This window comes from Streptosporangium sp. NPDC003464 (genome assembly GCF_053588315.1).
The window spans coordinates 1-3,737 of the sequence record NZ_JBSFPS010000466.1 but is presented as its reverse complement, the minus strand read 5'-3'; the positions used below and the strand labels follow the sequence as shown (position 1 = coordinate 3,737).

Below are 3,737 nucleotides of genomic sequence, written 5' to 3'. Positions count from 1 at the left end.
CCTGCTCGGCCACATCGTGGACGTCCCCAAGCAGGCGTCCATCATGGCGACGATGATCGGCCTGGGCGTCGGTATCGACTACGCCCTCTTCCTGCTCAGCCGGCACCGCAAGCTGCTGGCCGACGGCGTGCCGGTGCGCGAGGCCGTACGCCGGACGGCCGCCGGTTCCGGCGGCGCGGTGGTGTTCGCCGGCGGCACAGTGATCATCGCGCTCAGCGCGCTGCTGCTCGGCGGCTTCCCCATGCTGCAGACGCTCGGCTGGATCACCGGTATCTCGGTCGTCTGCGCCGTGCTCACCTCGATCACCCTGGTCCCCGCCCTGCTCGGCCTGCTCGGGCACCGGGTCAACGCGCTGCGGCTGCCCTTCGTGGGCCGCCGCAGGAGGGCGGACGACGCCTCCGGCTGGAGCGCCCTGGGCGCCTGGGTGGCCAGACGGCCCTGGAGCGTCCTCGCGCTGAGCGTCGCCGTCCTCGCCGCCCTGACCGCGCCCGCCCTCGCGCTCAAGCTCGGCCCGCTCGACGACGGCTACGGCGACAAGGACACCGCCGCCCGCCGCTCCTACGAGCTCATGCAGGCCGGATTCGGGCCGGGGATAAACGGTCCGCTGATCGTGGTCGCCTCCCTTGAGGAGAGGGCCGTCGACCGCGACCCCGCGCCCGCCGTACTCCAGATCCTGAAGGAGGAGGTCGGCGCGGTCGAGGGGGTGGCCCACGTCGGCGAGCCCGTGCTGAACGACGACGGCACCACCGCCCTGGTGCAGGCCGTCACCGAGTACGCGCCCAGCGATCCGCAGGCGCTGCGGGTGGTCGAGGACGTGCGCGCGATCCGGGTCGAGGGGGCGCGGGTGCACGTGGGCGGGGAGGTGGCCGCCATGTCCGACGCGAGCACCAGGATCGCCGACCGCACCCCTCTGGTCGTCGGCGTCGTGGTGCTGCTCAGCGCGCTGCTGCTGCTCCTGGCGTTCCGGTCGCCGGTGGTCGCGATCAAGGCCGCGCTGATGAACCTGGTCTCGCTCGGCGCCGCGTTCGGCGCGCTCTCGCTGGTCTTCTCCCTCGGCCTGGGCAGCGGCCTGGTCGGCATGGACCCACCGGTCGGCGTGGACGACTCCTACCTGGCCACGCTGTTCTTCTCGGTGCCGATCGACAGCTACATCCCCCTGATGCTGTTCGCGGTGCTGTTCGGCCTGTCGATGGACTACGAGGTCTTCCTGCTCACCGCGGTACGGCAGGCGTATCTGAGGCACGGCGACAACCGCAGGGCGGTGGCCGAGGGCCTGGGCACCACCGGCCGGGTCATCACCTCCGCCGCCCTGATCATGGTCGCCGTCTTCGTCGCCTTCATCGCCTATCCCGACCCGATGGTCAAGATCTTCGGTGTCGGCCTGGCGGTGGCGGTCGCGGTGGACGCCACCATCATCCGCGGCTTCCTGGTCCCCGCCACCATGGTTCTGCTCGGCAGGTTCAACTGGTGGTGCCCCGGGTGGCTGGACCGGATCCTGCCCAACCTCTCCGTCGAGGGGCACGAGGAGGAGGAGCCCGCCGACGGCCCGCGCAAGGAGCTCGTCGGCGCCGGCCACGGCTGAGCGTCAGTCGAAGACGATGACGCTGCGGGCCACCGTCCCCTCGCGGACGTGGCGGATCGCCTCGTTGACCTCCTCCAGCGGCACGCGTTCGCTGACCAGGCGGTCGAGGTCGAGACGGCCGCGCATGTACTGCTCGGCGAGCATGGGCAGGTCGCGGAGCGGGGCCGCGTCGCCGCCCTGGGTGCCCATCAGCCGCCGGGAGGCGAACAGCAGGCCGGGCTCGATGGTGAGCGGCCGGCCCTGGGGCGGGCTGCCGACCATCACGGTCGTGCCGCCGGGCTGGGTGGCGGCGAAGGCGCTGCCGAGCACCTCGGGCACGCCGGTGACGTCGAAGGCGTAGTCCACGCCACCCTTGACGATCTCACCCACCTGCCGGGGCAGGTCGGTGGAGAGGATCGCGTGGGTGGCGCCGAACTCCTCGGCCAGCTTCAGCTTGGACTCGGCCACGTCGGCGGCGATGATGGTCGTGGCCCCGGCCAGCGCGGCGCCCTGGACCACGTTCAGCCCGACGCCGCCGCAGCCGACCACCAGCACGCTGGAGCCCGGCCGTACCCTGGCCACGTTGAGCACCGCGCCGACGCCGGTGATCACCCCGCAGGCCAGCAGGCACATGGTGTCGGACGGTGCGCTCTCGGCGATCTTCACGCACATCGGCTCGTTGACCACGGCGTACTCGGCGAACGAGCCGATGCCGATCATCGTCCGGGCGTCGTGGCCGTCCACGCTGATCCGGGTGGTGCCGTCGCGCATCGTGCCCATGATGGCGGCCGTCCGGGCCGGCCCGCCGCACAGGTGGAAGTGGCCCGCGCCGCAGTTGCGGCAGCGCCCGCAGGCCCCGTTCATCGCGATGATCACATGATCGCCCGGTCTGACGCCGGTCACGCCGGCGCCGACGCTCTCCACGGTCCCCGCGCTCTCGTGGCCGAGGACGAACGGGAGCCGCCGCACCACCGGGCTCTTGCCGTCCAGTGCCTTGATGTCCGACCCGCACACCCCGGACGCCCTGATCCTGACGCGGACCTCGCCCGGCCCGGGATCGGCGATCTCGACCTCGCGGACCTCCAGCGCCGCCCCGAACTCGGTGAGCACGGCCGCGCGCATCAACATCAGTCCGCTCCCGTCGCCGAAGACCTGTGCGCTCCGCACGCTAGCCCGGACCAGGTTCATAAGCAAACATTTGCTTGGCTCAAATTGGCGTCGCAACTGCCGGGCGCCGCTCCATTGACACCCCGGAAGCGCCAAATCTACGCTGACGAAACCAAGCGAGCGCTAGGCCAAATTGGGTCTGCGGCCGCGTGGCACGGCAGGGGGTGTTCCATGAGACGGCAGGCAGTGCGACTCATCGGCCTGGTGACCGCGGCGGCGCTCACCGCCGCCGGCTGCGCGGCCGGGCAGCGGACCCCCGGCGGCGCCTCCGGCGCGGCGGGGGCGGCCGGGGTGACCGACACGACGATCACGGTGGGCGGCGTGCTCACCAAGACCAGCGCGAGCGGCTACTCCACCAAGGACGCCGAGATCGGGGCCAGGGCCCGGTTCCAGCGGGCGAACGAGGCCGGCGGCGTGCACGGCCGCAGGATCGAGTTCGTCGGGGCCGAGGACGACGGCCAGGACGCCGCCAAGGGAGACGCGGCGGCCAAGAAACTGGTCCAGCGGGACAAGGTCTTCGCGCTGGTGCCGGTCCACGCGCCCAACTTCGGCGGCGCGACCTTCCTGGAGCAGCAGGGCGTGCCGTGGTTCGGCTGGGCGACGGGGCCGCAGTGGTGCGGCACGCGGACCGGCTTCGGCTACAACGGCTGCCTCGCCCCCAAGCAGGGCGCGGGCTCGCAGACCTGGTGGGGCAGCCAGATGGCCGAGCTGATCGGCGGGTCCGCGGGCAAGACCGTCTACATCCAGACGACCGACTCGAGCGGCAGCAAATACGGCGGCCGGACCATCGCCCAGTCCTTCCAGGCTGCGGGCTTCACGCTGGCCGGCCTCAACTCCGGCCTGCCCGCCGCCGCCCCGCCGCCGGACTGGCTGCCCTACGTCAACAAGATCATGACTTCGGCCGGCGGCGGGCCGCCGGACCTGGTGGTGTCGATCATCGCCGGCACCAAGTTCAACACCGGCCTGTACGCCGCGTTGAAGAAGGCCGGATACCGGGGCCTGCTGTCCG

At 72.0% G+C, this 3,737-nt stretch carries 3 protein-coding genes; 2 read left to right on the top strand and 1 reads right to left on the bottom strand.

The annotated features are described in order from the left end of the window. Positions 1-1,582 (top strand): MMPL family transporter (locus ACWDS7_RS47260; protein ID WP_451934641.1); only part of this gene is annotated, 1,582 nt, incomplete at its 5' end. Positions 1,583-1,585: 3 nt separating this feature from the next. Here ACWDS7_RS47260 and ACWDS7_RS47255 read toward each other — a convergent pair. Continuing rightward, complete coding sequence (locus tag ACWDS7_RS47255) at positions 1,586-2,689, bottom strand: alcohol dehydrogenase catalytic domain-containing protein (protein ID WP_451934642.1); 1,104 nt, start codon at positions 2,687-2,689, stop codon at positions 1,586-1,588. A gap of 210 nt (positions 2,690-2,899) precedes the next feature. Here ACWDS7_RS47255 and ACWDS7_RS47250 point away from each other — a divergent pair. After that, on the top strand, positions 2,900-3,737 hold an 838-nt coding region (locus ACWDS7_RS47250; protein ID WP_451934640.1), incomplete at its 3' end, for an ABC transporter substrate-binding protein.

Bases quoted from the DNA above. Each gene is read 5' to 3' on its own strand.
- ACWDS7_RS47255 (WP_451934642.1), bottom strand. From the start codon at position 2,689: ATGTTGATGCGCGCGGCCGTGCTCACCGAGTTCGGGGCGGCGCTGGAG.